The organism is Delftia sp. WSY_22 (assembly GCF_043104185.1).
Lineage (GTDB): Bacteria > Pseudomonadota > Gammaproteobacteria > Burkholderiales > Burkholderiaceae_C > Comamonas > Comamonas tsuruhatensis.
In genome coordinates this window covers 153,948-171,298 of the sequence record NZ_JBICKN010000057.1, presented here as the reverse complement: position 1 = coordinate 171,298, position 17,351 = coordinate 153,948, and the positions used below count along the sequence as shown (strand labels likewise).

The window sequence follows — 17,351 nt, the reverse complement described above, 5'->3', positions numbered from 1 at the left end:
TCGTTCCCCTCCCGCGAAGCGAGAGAGGGCGCCGTGCACACGGGGGAAGGCGCGAAGCGACTCAGGGGGTGCATTTGAGGGTGATTCTGGCCAGAGTGCCGCCTTCGGGCAGGGCGGCCAGTTCGAAGTGCGCGGCGTCGCCATAGCGGCTGGCCAGGCGTTCGCGCAGCTGGGCCGTGCCGAAGCGGCTGCCGGGCAGGGCGGGTGCACCGGAATCCAGGCCCATGCCGTTGTCGGCAACGGTCAACTCCAACGGGCCGCCGTCCATGCGGCGCGCGCGCACGGCGATATGCCCGCCTTCCAGCTTGGGCTCCAGTCCGTGGCGTATGCAGTTTTCCACCAGGGGCTGCAGCAGCAGCGGCGGCACGGGCACCTGGCCCAGGTCCTCGGGCAGGTCCAGCGTGTATTGCAGGCGCGGGCCCATGCGGATGGACATCAGCGCCAGGTAGTCGCGCAGGCGTGCGAACTCTTCGCCCAGCGCATGCTCGGTGCTGCGCGAGCCGCCCAGCGTGGCGCGCAGGTAGGCGATCAGATGGTCCAGCATGGCCTGGGCGCGCTGCGGGTCGCTGGCTACCAGCACGCGCAGGTTGGCCAGGGTGTTGAACAGCATGTGCGGCTCCAGTTGGGCCTGCAGCAGGGTCAGTCGCGCCTCGGCCGCCTGGCGGCGGGCCTGCTCGGCCTGCATCTGCAGGTGGCGCGAGTAGCCCAGCAGGAAGAAGGCCAGCGACATCACCGTGCTGGCGACGATGGTGACGGCCAGCGGTATCCACAGCCGGTGCATCAGGGCCGTGCTGGCGTCGGGATCGGCCCACTGCCTGTAGGCCGTGCCGATCAGCGACCCGATCACGAACCCCGTCACGATGCCAGCCACCACCAGCGCGGCGCCGCGCCAGCCGCCGGGCCAGGGAATGTCCTGGCCCCGCGTCAGGCGCCAGCGGCCCAGTTCGATGGTGAGCCAGCTGGTCAGGCCGATCGACAGCGAGTAGATGAGGTTCACGTCCCAGCGGCCGTGGTTGCTCAGGCTGAATGCGGCGGCAATCAGGGCGCAGGCCGAGGTCGTCGCGATGCCGTGGCGCAGCAGCGTGGTCCGTTCCACGATGTGGCCAGGGGCGGCCGGCTGGCGTGTGGCGTTGGATGCGAGGTCGGGCATGGAGGGCAATGGTAGTCCCATGGCGTGTTTCAGCGGGCGCGGCCCTGGCGTGACTGCAGCGCCTGCCGCTCGCGCTCCACCATGCGCCCGTGCCAGCCGTTGCCCGGCAGGGCCAGCCAGACCACGGCGCCGTGGATGGCCAGCCCCAGGCCCCAGCCCAGGGCCGGGAAGATGGCCCAGTGCCGGCCCTGGGACAGCGACAGCGCCGCCAGCCCGAGGTTGACCAGCACATAGACGCTGGCGTGGATCATCCAGCCCAGCTTGGCGCCTGCGCGGCGGCGCGCCATGCGCTCCAGGGCATCGTCGTCGTGGCGGGCAGAGGGATCGAGGGGATCAAGGGGATCAAGGGTGCGCATGGGGAGTTCTCCGTCAGGGGGAAGGAAAGCGGCGTCAGGCCAGGCCCAACTGCTGCCACAGCAGGTCGCCCAGATAGCGGCCGGGCAGCAGGGTGAACAGGCCCGCCACGACGCAGGCGCCGATGTAGACGCTGCGCATGATCTTGCGGTGGCCGGCGATGTTGCCGTGGTACAGGTGCCAGAACGAGCGGCCCAGGCCGGCAAAGGTCAGCGGCACCAGCAGGTGGACGGGCGTGTAGCCGCCCCAGTTGGGCAGGCGGTAGTCGCGGATGAAGCAGGCGGACACCGCCGCGCAGACCATGAGCGTGACGAAGGCATGGCCGGCCGCGCGGTGCAGGCGGGGATGGGCGGCGGCCTGGCGGCGTGCCAGCAGGGCGATGGCGCCCGTGGCCGTGGCCCCGAGGGCGGCACTCATGTGGATGGCGATCAGCGGTGTCATTTGCATGGCGGTGTCCTGGCGTGCGGCCCGGGTTGGCGGGCCTGTATGGGACAGGACTGTCGCTGCCGGGCGCCGCCGGGGCCAGCGCCATGCGACGGACGGACGATGGCAGGGTGCCAGCTGCATCCTGGCGCCGCGAACGGCAGGCACGTCCACGGCATCTGGAGGATGCAGTCCGCAGGGTGGAGGCCAGGGTGAGTGCGCACGGACTATCGATCAGGGCCTTTGAAACCAATCACCCCCAGGATTGCTTCGATGCAACAGATTGAGAAAACTCATAGTTGCGTGCCCAGGTGGTTGGTAAGCTAACGGGTTCTGCAAATCATTCTCAATCCCATCCCCATGCCTTCCATTCGCCCCATATCCCTGGCCGTTCTTTGCCTGTGCAGCCATCAGGCGCTGATTGCCCAGACCCGGGGCGGTGACACCGTGCTGGAGGCCGTGACGGTAGAGGCCAGCGCCGACGCATCGGCCCAGGGCCTGTCCAAGCCCTTCGCAGGCGGCCAGGTGGCCACGGGGGCGCGCAACGGCGTGCTGGGCACGCTGGACTGGAAGAGCTCCTCGTTCTCCACCACCAGCTACACCCAGCAACTGATCGAGGACACCCAGTCCAAGAGCGTGGGCGACGTGCTGCTCAACGACCCGGGCGTGCGCCAGGCGCGCGGCTTCGGCAACTTCCAGGAGCTGTATGTGCTGCGCGGCTTCCCGGTCTATTCGGACGACATCGCCTACAACGGCCTGTACGGCCTGCTGCCGCGCCAGTACATCGCCTCGGAGTTCTTCGAGCGTGTGGAGGTGCTGCGCGGCGCCAATGCCTTCCTCAATGGCGCAGCACCCGGCGGCAGCGGCATTGGCGGCACCATCAGCCTGCTGCCCAAGCGCGCCGGCAACGATGCACTGACGCGCGTGGGCGCCGGCATACAGACGGGCGGCCAGGCGTTTGTCTCCACCGACATCTCGCGCCGCTTCGGCCCTGACCGGAGCACCGGCATCCGCCTGAACGCCGTGCGCCGCGACGGCGGCACGGGCGTGGATGGCGAAGACCGCTCGCTCACCGCCCTGGGCCTGGGCCTGGACTGGCGCAGCCGCAACGTGCGCCTGTCGGGCGACGTGGGCTACCAGCGCAACAGCTACAACGGCGGCCGCCCCAGCGTGACGCCCGGCAACTTCATCCCGGCCGTGCCCGACAACAAGACCAACTACGGCCAGAACTGGTCGTACTCCACCGAGCGCGACCTGTTCGCCACGCTGCGCGCCGAATGGGACATCAACGACACCACCACGGCCTGGGCTGCGGGCGGCCTGCGCCGCGGCAAGGAAGACAACTCCCTGAGCGGCGTGACCGTGAGCAATGCGGCCGGCGACACCACGGGCACGCGCTTCGACAACAAGCGCAAGGACAGCGTGGGCACGGGCGAGGTCGGCATCCGCACGCGCCTGGCCACGGGCAGCGTGGGCCACGAGCTGGTGGCCACGGCCAGCACCTACTCGGCCACCGAGCGCAATGCCTGGGGCATGGGCTTTGGCGTGGTCAACAACATCTACAACCCCTGGAGCAGCGCGCGCCCGGCGATGACGCTGTTCGGCGGCAACCTGGCCGATCCCACGCGCGTGGGTGAAACCCGGCTCAACAGCTTCGCCATCGGCGACACGCTGACGATGCTGGACGAGCGCCTGCGCCTGACCGTGGGCGTGCGCCGCCAGAGCATCGAGCAAAGCAGCTACGACTACAACACGGGAGCGCAGACCGACCACTACAAGAAGTCGGCCACCACGCCCATGCTGGGCCTGGTGTTCAAGACCAGCGAGAACACCTCGGTCTACGCCAACTACATCGAAGGCCTGACCAAGGGCGCCGTGGCGCCGCAGACGGCCAACGACCTGCCCGTGTCCAACGGTGGCCAGGTGTTCGCGCCCTACAAGTCGCGCCAGAAGGAAATCGGCTTCAAGTGGCAGGGCCGGCAGCTGGGCGCCACGGTGGCGCTGTACACCACGGACATGCCTTCGGCCTATGTGGCCAACCAGGTCTTCGGCCAGTACGGCAAGCAGCGCAACAGCGGCCTGGAGGCCACGGTCTTCGGCGAGCCCGTCAAGGGCCTGCGCGTGCTGGGCGGCGTGACCTTCAGCGAGGCCAAGATCCGCGAGGCCGCCGATGCCGCCACCATCGGCAACTACGCCATCGGCGTGCCCAAGCGCCTGCTCAACCTGGGCGTGGACTGGGATGTGCCCGGCGTCTCGGGCCTGACCCTCAATGCGCGCGTGATGCACACCTCCAGCCAGTACGCCAACGGCGCCAACACGCTGAAGGTGGCCTCGTGGACGCGCACCGACATCGGCGCGCGTTATCTCATGGACATCGGCAACAACCGCTTGCTGACCTTGCGCGCGCGCATCGACAACCTGTTCGACAAGGGCTACTGGTCGTCCGTGGGCGGCTACCCGGGCGCCAACTACCTGGTGCAGTCCATGCCGCGCACCTTCTCGCTGAGCGCATCGGTGGACTTCTGAGCCGGAGCGATCTGAAGCATGCGCGCGTTGTGGACGGTGGTGCACCGCTGGATAGGCCTGGTGCTGGCCGGCTTCCTCACCATGGCCGGCCTCACCGGGGCCGTGCTGTCCTGGGACCATGAAATCGACGAATGGCTCAACGCCGACATGCTGGAGACCCCGGCACGCGGCCCGCTGAAGACCCCGCTGGAGCTGGCTGCCGCCGTGCAGGCCAGCGAGCCGCGCGCCGAGATCAGCTACATGACCCTGGGCCTGGTCGAGGGCGAAGCCGCCATGTTCATGGTGCGCCCCCGGCCCGACCCGGCCACGGGCCAGGCGCCTGCGCTGGGCTATGACACGGTCTTCGTCGACCCGGTCAGTGGCCACATCACGGGCCAGCGCAACGGGCGCAGCTTTGCGCTCAGCCAGCGCAACCTCATGCCCTGGCTGCGCCACCTGCACGAAAGCCTGCTGGCCCCGCGCTTTTGGGGCACGGACCGCTGGGGCTACTGGTTCATGGGCAGCCTGGCCCTGCTGTGGGTGGCCGACAGCTTTGTCGCGCTGCTGCTGACCTTTCCCGTCAAGCTCAGGAAAGGCGCCCCGCGCCTGACGGCGGCCGTGGGATCGTGGTGGCGGCGCTGGCTGCCCTCATGGCGCGTGCGCTGGGGCGGCGGCGCCTACAAGCTCAATTTCGACCTGCACCGCGCGGGCGGCCTGTGGGTCTGGGCCGTCATCGTCATCGTGGCCTTCACCTCGTTCTCGCTGAACCTGTACCGCGAAGTCTTCTACCCGGTGATGAGCACCGTCTCCACCACCACGCCCGGCCCCTACGAAACCCTCAAGCCCGCGCCACAGGGCACGCTCCACGAGCCCAAGGTCTCATTCGCCCAGGCCATCGCCATCGCCCAGAGCGAGGCAAAGCGCCTGGGCTTCGCCCAGCCCGCAGGCGGCATCTGGTGGGGCGGCGACTTCCCGTTCTACAACATCTCCTTCTTCGACCCGCACGACGAAACCGGCGCCATGGGCATGGGCCTGTCCAACATCTACGTCAGCTCGGACAACGGCGAAGTCCTGGGCACCTACCGCCCCTGGCACGGCACGGCCGCCGACGTCTTCGTCCAGCTGCAGCTGCCCCTGCACAGCGGCCGCATCCTCGGCACCCCCGGCCGCGTGCTCATGTCCTTTGTCGGCGTGCTCGTCGCCGTCCTGTCGATCACCGGCGTCATCATCTGGTGGCGCAAGCGCAGAGCCAGGAAGATGACCCCCTGAGCGGCTGCGCCGCTTCCCCCTTCCCGCTTCGCGGAGGGGGACGCAGCCCTCACTGCGGGGCGGCCCTTGCTCGGCTGCCCGCGCTTGAGCCCTGCGAGTTTGAACGGCTGTCGGTAGTGCACGGCTCCATTGATAGCCAAATCAGAAAACTATCCGCCTAAACAGCAAAGCCACCGAAAACGGTGGCTTCAATGAAGGCTTGCTGCAGAAATAGGGCGCAGCCTCCAAATTTGGCGCGGCCCGACACCAGAGACGCCGAGCAAGAGCCGCCTCGCGGCGAGGGCGTCGTCCCCCTCCCCCGCGAAGCGGGTAGAGAGGGGGAAGCGGCGTCAGCCGCTCAGGGGGAGCTTCAATCCTTCTTCAAGCATTCACTCATGAACGCCTTGCGCTCGTCGCCCTTCTTGCCGGTGGCGTCGGCATTGCAGGTCTTCATGCGTTCCTGCTGGCGCTTCTTGCCGTCGGACAGGCAGGACTTCATGAACTCCTTGCGCTCGTCGCCCTTCTTGCCGGCGGCTTCGGTGTTGCAGGTGCCCATCAGCTTTTGCTGGGCCGTGGGGGCCTTGTCTCCGGCGGCCATGCCGATGCTGCAGGCCAGGGAGACAACTGCCAGAACAACGATTTTTTTCATGATGGAATGGTTTTGAAGGCGCGCCGAAATCCAGCGCCCCCACATTGCAGCACAGCGCCGGGCGCACAGCAACGTCGCGCGCCGGCCGTTGTAAAAGTTTGCGATTGCCGCCGGCGGGCCGGCAGGCGTCCATCGTCAGGCCATGGCCAGCGCAGATAATGGCGCACTTTTGCATTGCGACAGGACGCTTGCCGTGGACATTCTTTTGCTGGTCAAGGCCGCCATCATGGGCATCGTGGAAGGGCTGACGGAGTTCCTTCCCATCTCCTCCACCGGCCACCTCATCCTGGCCGGTTCGCTGCTGGGCTTCGACGATGCCAAGGCCAAGGTCTTCGACATCGCCATCCAGACCGGTGCCATCTTCGCCGTGGTGCTGGTGTACTGGCAGAAGATCCGCTCCACCGTGGTCGACCTGCCCACCAGCGGCCAGGCGCAGCGGCTCACGCTGAACGTCATCATCGGCTTCCTGCCGGCCGTGGTGCTGGCGCTGATCTTCGGCAAGTTCATCAAGGCGCACCTGTTCACGCCCACCGTGGTGGCCACCACCTTCATCCTGGGCGGCTTCGTCATCCTGTGGGCCGAGCGCCGGCCCGCCTCGGCCATGCGCGTGCAGACCGTGGACGAGATGACGCCGCTCGATGCCCTCAAGGTCGGCCTGGTGCAGTGCCTGGCCATGATCCCCGGCACCAGCCGCAGCGGCGCCACCATCATCGGCGGCATGCTCATGGGCCTGTCGCGCAAGGCGGCGACCGACTTTTCGTTCTTCCTGGCCATTCCCACGCTGATCGGCGCCGGCGTCTACAGCCTCTACAAGGAGCGCGCCCTGCTGTCGGTGGACGACATCCCCATGTTCGCCGTGGGCCTGGTGTTCTCCTTCATCAGCGCCTGGCTGTGCGTGCGCTGGCTGCTGCGCTACATCTCCACCAACAGCTTCGTGCCGTTTGCCTGGTACCGCATCGCCTTCGGCATCATCGTGCTGGTCACGGCCTTCACGGGCCTGGTCAACTGGAGCGGCGGCTGAACAGGGCCGGGCCATCGATGGGGACAAGTCACCTTCGGGTGGCTTTTTTTGCGTCATGTGCCCGGGGGAGCAACCGCATGAAGAGCGCGTGGTTGCCCCATGAAAACCCCTGTACTCCTGAGAATGATGATGTTCTATGGTTATAAAAAATATGTTTTTTTTATAACTTTTTCCAAGGGTTGCCATGGCCATCGAACAAGGGCAGTTGATGTGGCGTCCCAGCCCGCAGCAGGTCGCGCAAAGCGGCCTGGCGCGCTACATGGATTGGCTGGCTGCGGCAAGGGATAGGCGCTTCGATGGCTACCAGGCGCTGTGGCAGTGGTCGGTCACGGATCTCGATGGCTTCTGGCGCTCGATCTGGGACTACTTCCAGGTCATGGCCGACGGTGACCCGACGCGCGTGCTCGGTGAGCGCGGCATGCCGGGCGCGCAGTGGTTTCCCGACACGCACCTGAACTATGCCGAGCATGTGTTCCGCAGCGCCAGCGCCGATCACCCGGCCATCATCGCGCGCTGCGAAGGCGCCGAGCCGGTGGAGCTGTCATGGCGGCAGCTGGAGCGTGACGTGGCTGCGCTCGCGGCCCGGATGCGCGAGCTCGGCCTGGGCCGCGGCGATCGCGTCGTGGCCTACCTGCCCAATGTGCCCCAGGCGGTCGTGGCCTTCCTGGCCTGTGCCAGCATAGGCGCCATCTGGTCCAGCTGCGCGCCCGAGATGGGTGTTTCCGTGGTGCTGGACCGCTTCCAGCAGATCGGCCCCAAGCTGATTTTCGCCACCGATAGCTATGTCTACGGGGGACGGTGTTTCGATCGCCGCGCCGTACTCGGCGAGGTGCTGCGGGGATTGCCCGAGATAGGCCATGTGATCCACGTGCCCGGCCCCCTGTTCAGGCCCGGGGACCCCGCATGCGAGCTGCCCTGGCGCGATGTCATGGCCTGGGCCGACGCGCTGGCCAGGCCCGCAGAGCCGGTCTTCGAGCGCTTGCCGTTCTCGCACCCGCTGTGGGTGGTCTATTCCTCGGGCACCACGGGACTGCCCAAGGCCATGGTGCACAGCCATGGCGGCATCGTGCTCACCCACCTCAAGACCCATGGGCTGCAGCACGACGTGCGGCCCGGCGACCGCTTCATGTTCCTGGGCAGCACGGGCTGGATCGTCTGGAATCTCATGGTGGGCAGCCTGCTGGCTGGCGCCACCGTGGTGCTGTCCGATGGCAACCCGACCTCGCCCGACGATGGCGCATTGTGGGACTTCATCGATCGCCAGCAGGTCACGCTGTTCGGTTGCGGCGCGGCCTTTCTGGCCAAGACCATGAAGGATGGCGTGGTGCCCGCCCGGGGCCGCCGCTTCGAGAAACTGCGCGCCATCAATTCCACGGGGTCGGCGCTGCCGCTGGAGGCCTACGGCTGGGTCTACGAGAACATCAAGCGCGATCTGTGGCTGGCCTCGGTCAGCGGTGGAACGGATATCGCCTCGGGCTTCGTGGCCTGCGCGCCCCTGCTGCCCGTGCGTGCGGGCGAGATCCAGTGCCGTGAACTGGGCGTCGCCGCGCACGCCTTTGATGAGCAAGGGCGCAGCGTGACCGGCGAGGTGGGCGAACTGGTGATCACCGAACCCATGCCTTCCATGCCCTTGTATTTCTGGAACGACGCCGATGGCCTGCGCTACCGTGAAAGCTACTTCGACGTCTTTCCCGGCTACTGGCGCCATGGCGACTGGATCTCGTTCAGCGAGCATGGGTCGGCCGTGATCTACGGCCGCTCGGACACCACGATCAACCGTTTCGGCATCCGCATGGGAACGGCCGAGATCTACCGTGTCGTCGAGGAAGTTGACGAGGTCTTGGACAGCCTCGTCGTGGACCTGGAGTTCCTGGGGCGCCCCTCTTTCATGCCCTTGTTCGTGGTGCTGGCTCCGGGCCTGGTGCTGACGGATGCGCTGGTGGCCCGGATCAAGGATGCCATCAGGGCCCAGGCCTCTGCGCGCCACGTGCCCGATGCGGTCATCCAGGTCGCCGAGATTCCGCGCACCCTCACGGGCAAGAAGATGGAACTGCCCGTGCGCAAGCTGCTGCTGGGCGCCGAGGCCGCCAAGGTGGCCAGTCCCGACGCCATGGCCAATCCGCGCAGCATCGATTTCTTCGTGCAATACCGGGCACGGGTCCCGCTGGCCTGAGGTGCGGCGACCCTGGCCGATTTCATCCATGACGCAGGAGACAAACCCATGACCGTCTCTATCGAAAGGTCCGCCAGGCCCCGTTCGATGCGCCTGGCTCCACCTTGGACCGAGCCACCCCATCGCCCATGAAGTCAGCACTCCAGCAGAATTTTCTGATGCAGCAGTTGGGCCACTGCACGCGCCTGGCCCATGCCACCGTAAGGCCTCACTATGCGAAGCACATGCTGGCGCTGGATCTCAAGCCGTCGGAGTTTGCCGTGCTGTCGCTGATCTCGGCCAATCCCGGCGCATCCCAGCGCCAGATCGCCGAGACCGTGATGATTTCCCAGCCCAACATGGCGGCGCTGATGGAAAGACTGCAGGTGCGCGGCCTGCTCAGGCGCGAGGCCGATCCTGCGGACAGGCGCCTGTCGCTGCTGTATCTGACGGCCGAGGGCGAGCGCCTGCACGAAAAGGCGGCGGCGCAGGTGGAAATTCTGGAGCAAGAGGCCAGCCGCATGCTGAGCGCTGAGGACAAGCAGCAGCTGCTGCGCCTGCTTCACAAGATGATCGATTGCGCCGGGTAGCCGGCCCACCATCGCCAAGACCCTCGCCCGCTTCCGTGAACGCCGATGGGGCCCGATCCTTGAGGAAGGCGCCAAGGGGTTCAAGCTCCATCCCATGGTCCAGGGTTGCCATCCGGATCTAGGCCTGAGCCGGACGCCGCTCAGGTTTGCATGTTCAGCAGCGCGGCCTCGATGGCGGCGGCCGTGGCGTGGGGCCGCTCCATGGGGAACAGGTGGCTGCCGTCCAGCATCATCACGCGCCCGCGCGTGATGCGGCGCGTCAGGTCCATGCCCACCTGGCGCATCTCCACCGAGGCACGCCCGCCGATGAAGGCCGCCGGGCAGCGCAGCGGATGGTGGTGCAGCAGCGAGGCCAGGTTGTGCGGCAAGGTGTTGTAGATGGCGGTCTCCACCTCGCGCGTGAAGTGCAGCGTGCGCCGGCCGTCCAGGTCGGCCAGGCCGCCCTGCACATAGTCCTGGAGCACCTGCGGATGCCATTGCGCAAACACCTTCTTGGCGCGGAAATAGGCCAGCGCCTCGTCATCGCTGTCCCAGGCATTGCGGCGGCGCGCGCTGATCTTGCCTGGCGAGACCGAGCCCACCAGCTGCGTGCGCTTGGCCACCCCCACCGCATTGGCACGCCAGCCGCTGAGCAATGGCGAGTCGATCAGCAGCACGCCGCGCGCCAGCTCGGGATGGCGCGCGGCCGTCATCACGCTCAGGAAACCGCCCAGCGAATGCCCGACCAAAAAGACCGGACCGCCCACGCGCTCGACCTCTGCGCGCGTGAACTCGGCCAGTTGCTCGACCAGGTGCGGCCAGTTGTTCGTGACGGGAAAGCGCGGGTCATGGCCGAAGCGCTCCACGCCCTGCGCCGCGATGCCGCGCTCGGCCAGCAGCGAGAGCAGCAGCCGGTAGGTGGGCAGCGGAAAACTGTTGGCATGCGAGAACACCACGGGCAGCGGCGCCGATGCAGTGCCCGCGCCCGTACCCGTGCCGGCAACCGCCGCATCGCTCTCGGCCCGCTGTGCGGACCGGGCCGCGTTCACGGCCGAGGCTCCTGGCCGGCCTGTGCGGCGCCATCGGGTACGCCCTGCTGGTGGCCCGAGGGCTGGCCTGCATCGGGCCGCACGGGCGATGCCGGGCCCGGCTGCTGGGGCGTCATGGGTGTCATGGGCGTCATGGGGGAGGTCGCAAGACCGTCTGCCGTGGAGGTGCCCAGGCCCGCGCCCGTGCCGCTGTGATAGGGCTGGCGCAGCGCCGCAGGCGGCAGCCGGCCCATGCTGCGCGCCGACGAGCGCAGGGCGCCTGCCGGCGCGTTGACCTTGGTCAGCGGCTGGGCCTGGCGGCTGTGCACGCGGATGGGCACCTCGGAGGCGCCGCCATCCCAGGCCGGGTCCTCGATGCTGTCGAAGACATGGCGCAGGCGCTCGCCCCAGCTGTCGTGCAGCATGCGGAAATACGGATTGCTCTCGTCGATGCTGACGATCTTGTCGGAGGCAAAGCGGTCCTTCTCGTACACGATCAGGTCCAGCGGCAGGCCCACCGACAGGTTGGACTTGAGCGTGCTGTCCATGGACACCAGGGCGCACTTGGCGGCCTCGTCCAGCGGCGTGCGCGGCGTGATCACGCGGTCCAGCACGGGCTTGCCGTACTTGGATTCGCCGATCTGGAAGTAGGGCGTCTCGCTCGTGGCCTCGATGAAGTTGCCGGCCGAATACACCTGGAACAGCCGCATGGTCTCGCCCTGGATCTGGCCGCCCAGCACCAGCGAGATATTGAAATCCACGCCCGACCGGGATAGCGCCACGCCGTCGCGCTCGTACACATGGCGCACGGCCGCGCCCAGCACGCGGGCCGCATCGAACATGCTGCGCACGTTCCAGATGGTCAGCATGTCGCCCGTGGCCTCGTCGCGCAGCTGCTGGCTCTCCAGCAGCTCGCGAACGGACTGGGTGATGGACAGGTTGCCGGCCGACAGCAGCACCATGAAGCGGTCGCCGGGGTTCTCGTAGACCATGAGCTTGCGGAAAGAGCTGATCTGGTCCAGGCCGGCATTGGTGCGCGAGTCGGCCAGGAAAACCAGGCCGGCGTTGAGCTTGATGGCAACGCAATAAGTCATGGAAGCGTCCGAATCTGCGGAAATGGCAAGTTTAGTGCGCGGAGAGTGACCGCGTTCAGGCAGCGATCTTCTTGAGCTGGTAGAGGGCCTCCAGCGCCTCGCGCGGGCTCAGCGCGTCGGGATTGATGGCGGCCAGCGCCTGGGCCAGCGGGTCGTGGCGGCTTTCGGGCTCGGGCATGTCGGGCGCATCGAACAGGTCCACCTGCAGGCGGCCCTCGTCGGCATGGGCCTCCAGTGCCTCCAGCGCATGGCGCGCGTGGTGCAGCACGCCGGCCGGCATGCCCGCCAGCTTGGCCACCTGGATACCGTAGCTGCGGCTGGCCGGGCCGGGCTGGATCTCGTGCAGGAAGACGATGTCCTGGCCCGATTCGGCGGCGCTCACATGCATGTTCACGGCCGCGCGTGCCTTGGCCGGCAGCTCGGTCAACTCGAAGTAGTGCGTGGCAAACAGCGTGAAGGCGCGCGTCCTGTCGTGCAGCTGGGTGGCGATGCCGCTGGCCAGCGCCAGGCCGTCGAAGGTGCTGGTGCCCCGGCCGATCTCGTCCATCAGCACCAGGCTGTGCGGCGTGGCCGAGTGCAAAATCTGCGCGGCCTCGGTCATCTCCATCATGAAGGTGGACTGGGCATTGGCCAGGTCGTCGGCCGCGCCGATACGCGTGTGGATGGCGTCGATGGGCCCCAGCCGGCAGCTGGACGCCGGCACATGCGAGCCCATGCTGGCCAGCAGCACGATCAGCGCCACCTGGCGCATATAGGTCGATTTGCCGCCCATGTTGGGGCCGGTGATGATCTGCATGCGCGTGTTGGCGTTCATGCGCGTGTGGTTGGCGATGAAGCTGCCGCTGGAGGTCTCGGCCATGCGGGCCTCCACCACCGGGTGGCGGCCGGCCTCGATCTCGATGCAGGGATGGTTCACGAACTCGGGCGCGCACCAGTTCAGCGTCAGCGAGCGCTCGGCCAGCGTGCACAGCACGTCGATGGCGGCAATGGCACCGGCCACGCGCGTGAGCGCCGGCACATGGGGCTGCAGCTGGTCCAGCAACTGCTCGTAGAGGAACTTTTCGCGCTGCAGCGCGCGCTCCTGCGCGGACAGGGCCTTGTCCTCGAAGGCCTTGAGCTCGGGCGTGATGTAGCGCTCGGCGTTCTTCAGCGTCTGGCGGCGGCGGTAGCGCTCGGGCACCGCGTCCTTGTAGCTGTTGGTGATCTCTATATAGAAGCCGTGCACCTTGTTGAACTGCACGCGCAGGTTGGGAATGCCGGTCAGCAGCTTTTCCTTGGCTTCCAGCTCCAGCAGGAAGTCGTCGCAGTTGTTCTGGATGGCGCGCAGTTCGTCCAGCTCGGCGTCGTAGCCTGTGGCAAACACGCCGCCGTCGCGCACCAGGGCGGCCGGCTCTTCCATGATGGCGCGCACCAGCAGCTCGGCGCAGCCCTCGGGCGGCTGCAGGTCGGCAAACAGCTGGGTCAGGTGGGCCGAGGGCGTCTGCCCGGCCTGGGCCAGCAAGGCCGCCTTTTGCAGCGTACGGCCCAGTCCCACCAGCTCGCGCGGGCGCACCTGGCGCAGCGCGGTGCGCGCGGTGATGCGCTCCACATCGCTCACGCCCTTGAGCTGCTCGCGCAACTGCTGCCAGGGCGCGGCCATGCCGCCTGCGCTGGCGCCCTGCAGCGCCCGCGTGGCCTCCAGCCGCGCCATGGCCTGCGTGCGGTCGCGGCGCGGCTCCAGCAGCCAGGCCTTGAGCAGGCGGCTGCCCATGCCCGTCATGCAGGTGTCCAGCAGGGAGAACAATGTGGGCGAATCCTCGCCGCGCAGCGTCTTGACCAGCTCCAGGTTGCGGCGCGTGGCCAGCGGCAGCGCAATCAGCTCATCGTCGCGCTGCACCTGCAGAGCGTGGATGTGCGACAGGCTGCGGCCCTGCGTGTGCTCCGCATACGACAGCAGCGCGGCGCTGGCGCCATGGGCCAGCGGCAGGTCCTCGGCCTCCCAGGCCTTGAGGCTGGCGGCGCCCAGCAGCTCCAGCAGCTTGCGCTCGCCCAGACCGCCGTCGAACTGCCAGTCAGGGCGCGGCGACAGCGGGCAGGCGATGGAGCCGCCATGGCGCAGCGCGAACAGGCTTTGCTCAAAACGCTCGGTCACGCCCGCGCTGTAGATCAGCTCGCTGGGCGCAATGCGCGAAATCCAGGCGCCCAGCTCATCGTGGGAGCATTCGGCCAGATGGATGCGCCCCTGCGTCACCGCCATCCAGGCCAGGCCGCAGCGCTGGCGCCCGGCCGTGTGCAGGGACAGCAAGATCGCTTCGCTCTTGTCCGACAGCAGCTCACTGTCGGTCAGCGTGCCCGGCGTCACCACGCGCACCACCTTGCGCTCCACCGGGCCCTTGGCGGCGCCCACCTCGCCCACCTGCTCGCAGATCGCCACCGACTCGCCCAGCTTGATCAGCCGGCCCAGGTAGTTCTCCAGCGCATGGAAGGGCACGCCCGCCATCGGAATCGGCTGCCCCGCCGTCTGCCCGCGCGTGGTCAGCGTGATATCCAGCAGCCGCGCCACCTTCTCCGCATCCCCGAAGAACAGCTCGTAGAAATCCCCCATGCGGTAGAAAACCAGCGTGTCGGGGTAGTTGATCTTGATGCCCAGGTACTGCTGCATCATGGGCGTATGTTGCGCCAAAGGTATTTCGCTAAGTGCCTGATTCACTTCAATATCTTCGCTCATTACTTTTGAAATCAATCACTTAGGTTTGTTGACTGTTTTTATATACAGTCCAACTATGTCCCGCTCAAACCCATCTACACTGCGCACCTTGGCGTAGGTTTTTCGGTGTCCTTTTGAAGAAGTTACGCCGAACAGGTTGGGGCCGATTTGGAAACCTGCGCCGCATACGGAGGCGCCATGAGTTTCAACGCACGCCGGGCCAAGTCGCTGGAGCCGGGGGAGCACATTATTGTCGATCACGCCCCGGGCCTTCGCCTGGTGGCCACTGCCACGCGGCGCACATGGACATATCGGTACAAGAGCCCCGTGGACGGCGCCATGCGCCAGATTGCCATGGGCCAATGGCCCGAGATGAGCTACCCCAGCGCGCTTGCTGTGTGGGAGCAGCTCAAGCGAAGGCGCGATGCGGGTGAGGACCTGGCCAGGGAAAAGCGGCGTGCAGCCGCTGTCGCCCAAGCCCGGTCCGACGTGCGGGGCCGCGACGGCATCTATACCGTGCGGCAGCTGATTGAGGACTACCTGCAGGGGCATGTTGAGCGGCACCGAAAGCCCAAGGGCAGCGCCGAAGCGCGGCGCCTGTTGGTCAACTACACCACCAAGATTCACGCTCTGGAGCCGGCAGACGTTGGGCGCAGCATGGCGTTCTCGCTGCTGGAAGGCGTGGCCGTCAAGACGCCCGTGCTGGCCAACAGCCTGCGCTCAGAGCTTGGGGCGGCCTGGGACTATGCGCTTGACGCGGGCAGGGTGCCCGAAGAGACACCGAACTGGTGGCGCCAGGTGCTGCGCGGCAAACTGCGCAGCCGGGGGAAGATCGTGGACGGCAAGCACCAGGGCGTGAAGCTCAGAACGCTGCAGGGCCGTGAGGTCGCGCAGCTGATCGCCCATCTGCCCAGGTTCTCGGCCATGGTGGCGGACCTGCTGACGCTGTATCTGTGGACGGGCGCCCGTGGTGCCGAAATCATCGCCATGACCGGCGATGAGGTGGGGCAGGAGGCCGATGGGTGGTGGTGGACCGTGCCGCGCGAAAAGCAAAAGATGGCGCGCAATGAGAATTTGACCGACCTGCGCGTGCCGCTGGTGGGCCGAGCTCTGGACGTTGTCAGGCGTCGGCGCAGTGCCTATGGGGCCGGGTATCTATTTCCGTCCCGGCCTGGCTCCAAGTTGATGCATGTGGAGCAGAAGCTGATCGGCGTGGCGGTCTGGACCAGCCGGCCCGATGTGGTCAAGCGCTACAACTACGCGCCCGAGCGGGTTCTGGATATGGACCCCTGGGCGCCCCACGATTTGCGGCGCACGGTACGCACGCAACTGGCGGCTCTGGGCTGCCAGGATGGCGTGGCCGAGGCAGTGCTCGGCCACTTGCCCGCCGGCATCGTGGGCACCTACAACCGGCACTCCTACGATGCGGAGCGGCGCACATGGCTCACAAAGCTTTCGGAACACTGGGAGCAACTTGCTGCGCGATGACCTGGGCCTTGGTCAGGCGGCTGCGCTTGATTCCGCAGTTCTCTGGCGGCAGCTGCGTGGAGATGGGCAGCCCCTGCAGCCAGGCGTCCAGATCTGAGCGCAGCCAAACGACTCGGCGCCGGCCTGGGATCTGGCGTGGCTTCGGCGCGATGCCTTTTTGCACGCAGTCTTCAAAGGTGGTGAGGCCAAGCGACACGTACTCGGCGGCCAGTTCGCGGCTCAGGCCCGCGGGTGGGTAGTTGAGGATCATCTGGTTGGATTCGTTTCGGGTCACTTCGGGTCTCCTGTCTCTGGCATGGCTGTAAATGCGCCTTGGTCGCTGGCCAGGTCTCGCAGCACCATGAGCGCAGTGAGCAATTCCTGTTCGTGGTTGCGCAGTTCGCGGACGGGTTGCGCTCCCCACTCGCGCACTGGCGTGTTCTCCAGTTCGCGGGTCAGGCGCTGGCGCACGGCCTTGATGCGCTCCATCACCTGGCTCAGAGTCAGTTCGGGCATTGGCTGGGCCATGGCTCAGGTCTCCACGCGCTCGACGCGCAGCACGGGGCGGCCGCTGGCGGCGCAGGCGCTGGTGGTGGCGTGGGATGCGCTGGCAGCTTTCAGCTGCAGCACCGGCAGCAGCTTGGCGTCGGCCAGCTGCTCCAGTTCTTCGGGGCAGGCGTCCTCGGGGATCAGGATTGCGCGGTAGCTGTGCGCGGTTGTGATGTTGTGCAAATGCATGGCGGTCCTCGGTAGTGGTGGCGGTGGTGATCAGGCGACCAGCGACAGCTGGGCGGGGTGGGGGATTGGTGGTGCTGGGCGCGCAGCGCGCCGGCGGCGCGGTTTGGCCAGGGCGGCAATGCGCTCGCGCTCGGCGGCGAACACGCGTGCCAGGTGCTCGGGCGTCGTGCCTACGGCGTTGACGTAGCCGCCGTGCAGCGGCCGGGCCCAGCAATGCACGGTGGGGTCCGTTCGGCGGGCGTGGGGGATGGATGCGGACACGGGTAG

At 67.3% G+C, this 17,351-nt stretch carries 17 protein-coding genes; 6 read left to right on the top strand and 11 right to left on the bottom strand.

Features of this window, described 5'->3' with window-relative positions; translation table 11 throughout:
• Positions 1-61: 61 nt before the first annotated feature.
• Genes ACF8NF_RS24800 through ACF8NF_RS24790 form a run of 3 tightly spaced genes read right to left on the bottom strand, consistent with a single transcriptional unit; the run spans position 62 to position 1,951 of the window.
• Positions 62-1,150 (bottom strand): sensor histidine kinase, encoded by a 1,089-nt coding sequence (locus ACF8NF_RS24800; RefSeq protein WP_392451478.1) that lies wholly within the window; start codon positions 1,148-1,150, stop codon positions 62-64.
• Between the two features lie 29 nt (positions 1,151-1,179).
• A complete protein-coding gene (locus ACF8NF_RS24795; protein WP_016454690.1) occupies positions 1,180-1,506 on the bottom strand; it encodes a 2TM domain-containing protein in 327 nt (108 codons plus the stop codon).
• Positions 1,507-1,540: 34 nt separating this feature from the next.
• Complete coding sequence (locus ACF8NF_RS24790; protein WP_016454691.1) at positions 1,541-1,951, bottom strand: DUF2306 domain-containing protein; 411 nt, start codon at positions 1,949-1,951, stop codon at positions 1,541-1,543.
• Between the two features lie 336 nt (positions 1,952-2,287).
• Here ACF8NF_RS24790 and ACF8NF_RS24785 point away from each other — a divergent pair, with 336 nt between their 5' ends.
• Both ACF8NF_RS24785 and ACF8NF_RS24780 read left to right on the top strand, forming a co-directional pair.
• The gene (locus ACF8NF_RS24785; protein ID WP_392451476.1) at positions 2,288-4,453 is read left to right on the top strand and encodes a TonB-dependent receptor; all 2,166 of its coding nucleotides are present in this window, start codon (positions 2,288-2,290) and stop codon (positions 4,451-4,453) included.
• A gap of 18 nt (positions 4,454-4,471) precedes the next feature.
• Positions 4,472-5,701, top strand: coding sequence for a PepSY-associated TM helix domain-containing protein (locus ACF8NF_RS24780; RefSeq protein WP_392451475.1), 1,230 nt, complete (start codon positions 4,472-4,474; stop codon positions 5,699-5,701).
• Between the two features lie 349 nt (positions 5,702-6,050).
• Here ACF8NF_RS24780 and ACF8NF_RS24775 read toward each other — a convergent pair whose 3' ends face one another.
• Complete coding sequence (locus ACF8NF_RS24775) at positions 6,051-6,329, bottom strand: PsiF family protein (protein ID WP_016454694.1); 279 nt, start codon at positions 6,327-6,329, stop codon at positions 6,051-6,053.
• A gap of 193 nt (positions 6,330-6,522) precedes the next feature.
• Between ACF8NF_RS24775 and ACF8NF_RS24770 the strand changes: the two genes are divergently transcribed.
• The 3 genes from ACF8NF_RS24770 (at position 6,523) to ACF8NF_RS24760 (ending at position 10,092) form a co-directional block, all read left to right on the top strand.
• Positions 6,523-7,350 carry an undecaprenyl-diphosphate phosphatase gene (locus ACF8NF_RS24770; RefSeq protein WP_016449688.1) on the top strand — a complete coding sequence of 276 codons (828 nt, stop codon included), beginning with the start codon at positions 6,523-6,525 and terminating at the stop codon, positions 7,348-7,350.
• Between the two features lie 184 nt (positions 7,351-7,534).
• Positions 7,535-9,523: an acetoacetate--CoA ligase gene (locus ACF8NF_RS24765; protein WP_392451474.1), complete on the top strand. Its 1,989-nt coding sequence runs from the start codon at positions 7,535-7,537 to the stop codon at positions 9,521-9,523.
• Between the two features lie 128 nt (positions 9,524-9,651).
• Positions 9,652-10,092 carry a MarR family winged helix-turn-helix transcriptional regulator gene (locus ACF8NF_RS24760; RefSeq protein ID WP_016449686.1) on the top strand — a complete coding sequence of 147 codons (441 nt, stop codon included), beginning with the start codon at positions 9,652-9,654 and terminating at the stop codon, positions 10,090-10,092.
• Between the two features lie 140 nt (positions 10,093-10,232).
• Here ACF8NF_RS24760 and ACF8NF_RS24755 read toward each other — a convergent pair whose 3' ends face one another.
• From ACF8NF_RS24755 to mutS, 3 genes are read right to left on the bottom strand one after another with little or no spacing between them, the layout of a single operon-like run.
• Complete coding sequence (locus tag ACF8NF_RS24755; protein ID WP_016454697.1) at positions 10,233-11,120, bottom strand: alpha/beta fold hydrolase; 888 nt, start codon at positions 11,118-11,120, stop codon at positions 10,233-10,235.
• A complete protein-coding gene (locus ACF8NF_RS24750) occupies positions 11,117-12,193 on the bottom strand; it encodes a proteasome-type protease (protein ID WP_016449684.1) in 1,077 nt (358 codons plus the stop codon). The genes ACF8NF_RS24755 and ACF8NF_RS24750 overlap by 4 nt, the downstream gene beginning before the upstream one ends.
• Positions 12,194-12,248: 55 nt before the next feature.
• The gene (gene mutS / locus ACF8NF_RS24745; RefSeq protein WP_046239765.1) at positions 12,249-14,837 is read right to left on the bottom strand and encodes a DNA mismatch repair protein MutS; all 2,589 of its coding nucleotides are present in this window, start codon (positions 14,835-14,837) and stop codon (positions 12,249-12,251) included.
• A 240-nt stretch (positions 14,838-15,077) separates the two neighbouring features.
• On the opposite strand from mutS, the gene ACF8NF_RS24740 reads away from it, so the two are divergent.
• Positions 15,078-16,367, top strand: a complete 1,290-nt coding sequence (locus ACF8NF_RS24740) for a tyrosine-type recombinase/integrase (RefSeq protein ID WP_392451473.1) — start codon at positions 15,078-15,080, stop codon at positions 16,365-16,367.
• Here ACF8NF_RS24740 and ACF8NF_RS24735 read toward each other — a convergent pair.
• Genes ACF8NF_RS24735 through ACF8NF_RS24720 form a run of 4 tightly spaced genes read right to left on the bottom strand, consistent with a single transcriptional unit; the run spans position 16,324 to position 17,345 of the window.
• Positions 16,324-16,641, bottom strand: coding sequence for an AlpA family transcriptional regulator (locus ACF8NF_RS24735; protein WP_013803587.1), 318 nt, complete (start codon positions 16,639-16,641; stop codon positions 16,324-16,326). The genes ACF8NF_RS24740 and ACF8NF_RS24735 overlap by 44 nt on opposite strands.
• Positions 16,638-16,874 carry a hypothetical protein gene (locus ACF8NF_RS24730; protein WP_392451472.1) on the bottom strand — a complete coding sequence of 79 codons (237 nt, stop codon included), beginning with the start codon at positions 16,872-16,874 and terminating at the stop codon, positions 16,638-16,640. Before ACF8NF_RS24730 ends, ACF8NF_RS24735 begins: the two co-directional genes overlap by 4 nt.
• A 3-nt stretch (positions 16,875-16,877) precedes the next feature.
• Complete coding sequence (locus ACF8NF_RS24725; protein ID WP_013803585.1) at positions 16,878-17,084, bottom strand: hypothetical protein; 207 nt, start codon at positions 17,082-17,084, stop codon at positions 16,878-16,880.
• Positions 17,085-17,114: 30 nt separating this feature from the next.
• Complete coding sequence (locus tag ACF8NF_RS24720; protein WP_013803584.1) at positions 17,115-17,345, bottom strand: hypothetical protein; 231 nt, start codon at positions 17,343-17,345, stop codon at positions 17,115-17,117.
• Positions 17,346-17,351 lie beyond the last annotated feature (6 nt).

Coding starts and splice junctions, on each gene's coding strand:
- ACF8NF_RS24785 (WP_392451476.1), top strand. CDS start 2,288: ATGCCTTCCATTCGCCCCATATCCCTGGCCGTTCTTTGCCTGTGCAGC.
- ACF8NF_RS24725 (WP_013803585.1), bottom strand. CDS start 17,084: ATGCATTTGCACAACATCACAACCGCGCACAGCTACCGCGCAATCCTG.
- ACF8NF_RS24750 (WP_016449684.1), bottom strand. CDS start 12,193: ATGACTTATTGCGTTGCCATCAAGCTCAACGCCGGCCTGGTTTTCCTG.
- ACF8NF_RS24765 (WP_392451474.1), top strand. CDS start 7,535: ATGGCCATCGAACAAGGGCAGTTGATGTGGCGTCCCAGCCCGCAGCAG.
- ACF8NF_RS24740 (WP_392451473.1), top strand. CDS start 15,078: ATGAGTTTCAACGCACGCCGGGCCAAGTCGCTGGAGCCGGGGGAGCAC.
- mutS (WP_046239765.1), bottom strand. CDS start 14,837: ATGATGCAGCAGTACCTGGGCATCAAGATCAACTACCCCGACACGCTG.
- ACF8NF_RS24795 (WP_016454690.1), bottom strand. CDS start 1,506: ATGCGCACCCTTGATCCCCTTGATCCCCTCGATCCCTCTGCCCGCCAC.
- ACF8NF_RS24780 (WP_392451475.1), top strand. CDS start 4,472: ATGCGCGCGTTGTGGACGGTGGTGCACCGCTGGATAGGCCTGGTGCTG.
- ACF8NF_RS24775 (WP_016454694.1), bottom strand. CDS start 6,329: ATGAAAAAAATCGTTGTTCTGGCAGTTGTCTCCCTGGCCTGCAGCATC.
- ACF8NF_RS24730 (WP_392451472.1), bottom strand. CDS start 16,874: ATGGCCCAGCCAATGCCCGAACTGACTCTGAGCCAGGTGATGGAGCGC.
- ACF8NF_RS24760 (WP_016449686.1), top strand. CDS start 9,652: ATGAAGTCAGCACTCCAGCAGAATTTTCTGATGCAGCAGTTGGGCCAC.
- ACF8NF_RS24790 (WP_016454691.1), bottom strand. CDS start 1,951: ATGCAAATGACACCGCTGATCGCCATCCACATGAGTGCCGCCCTCGGG.
- ACF8NF_RS24800 (WP_392451478.1), bottom strand. CDS start 1,150: ATGCCCGACCTCGCATCCAACGCCACACGCCAGCCGGCCGCCCCTGGC.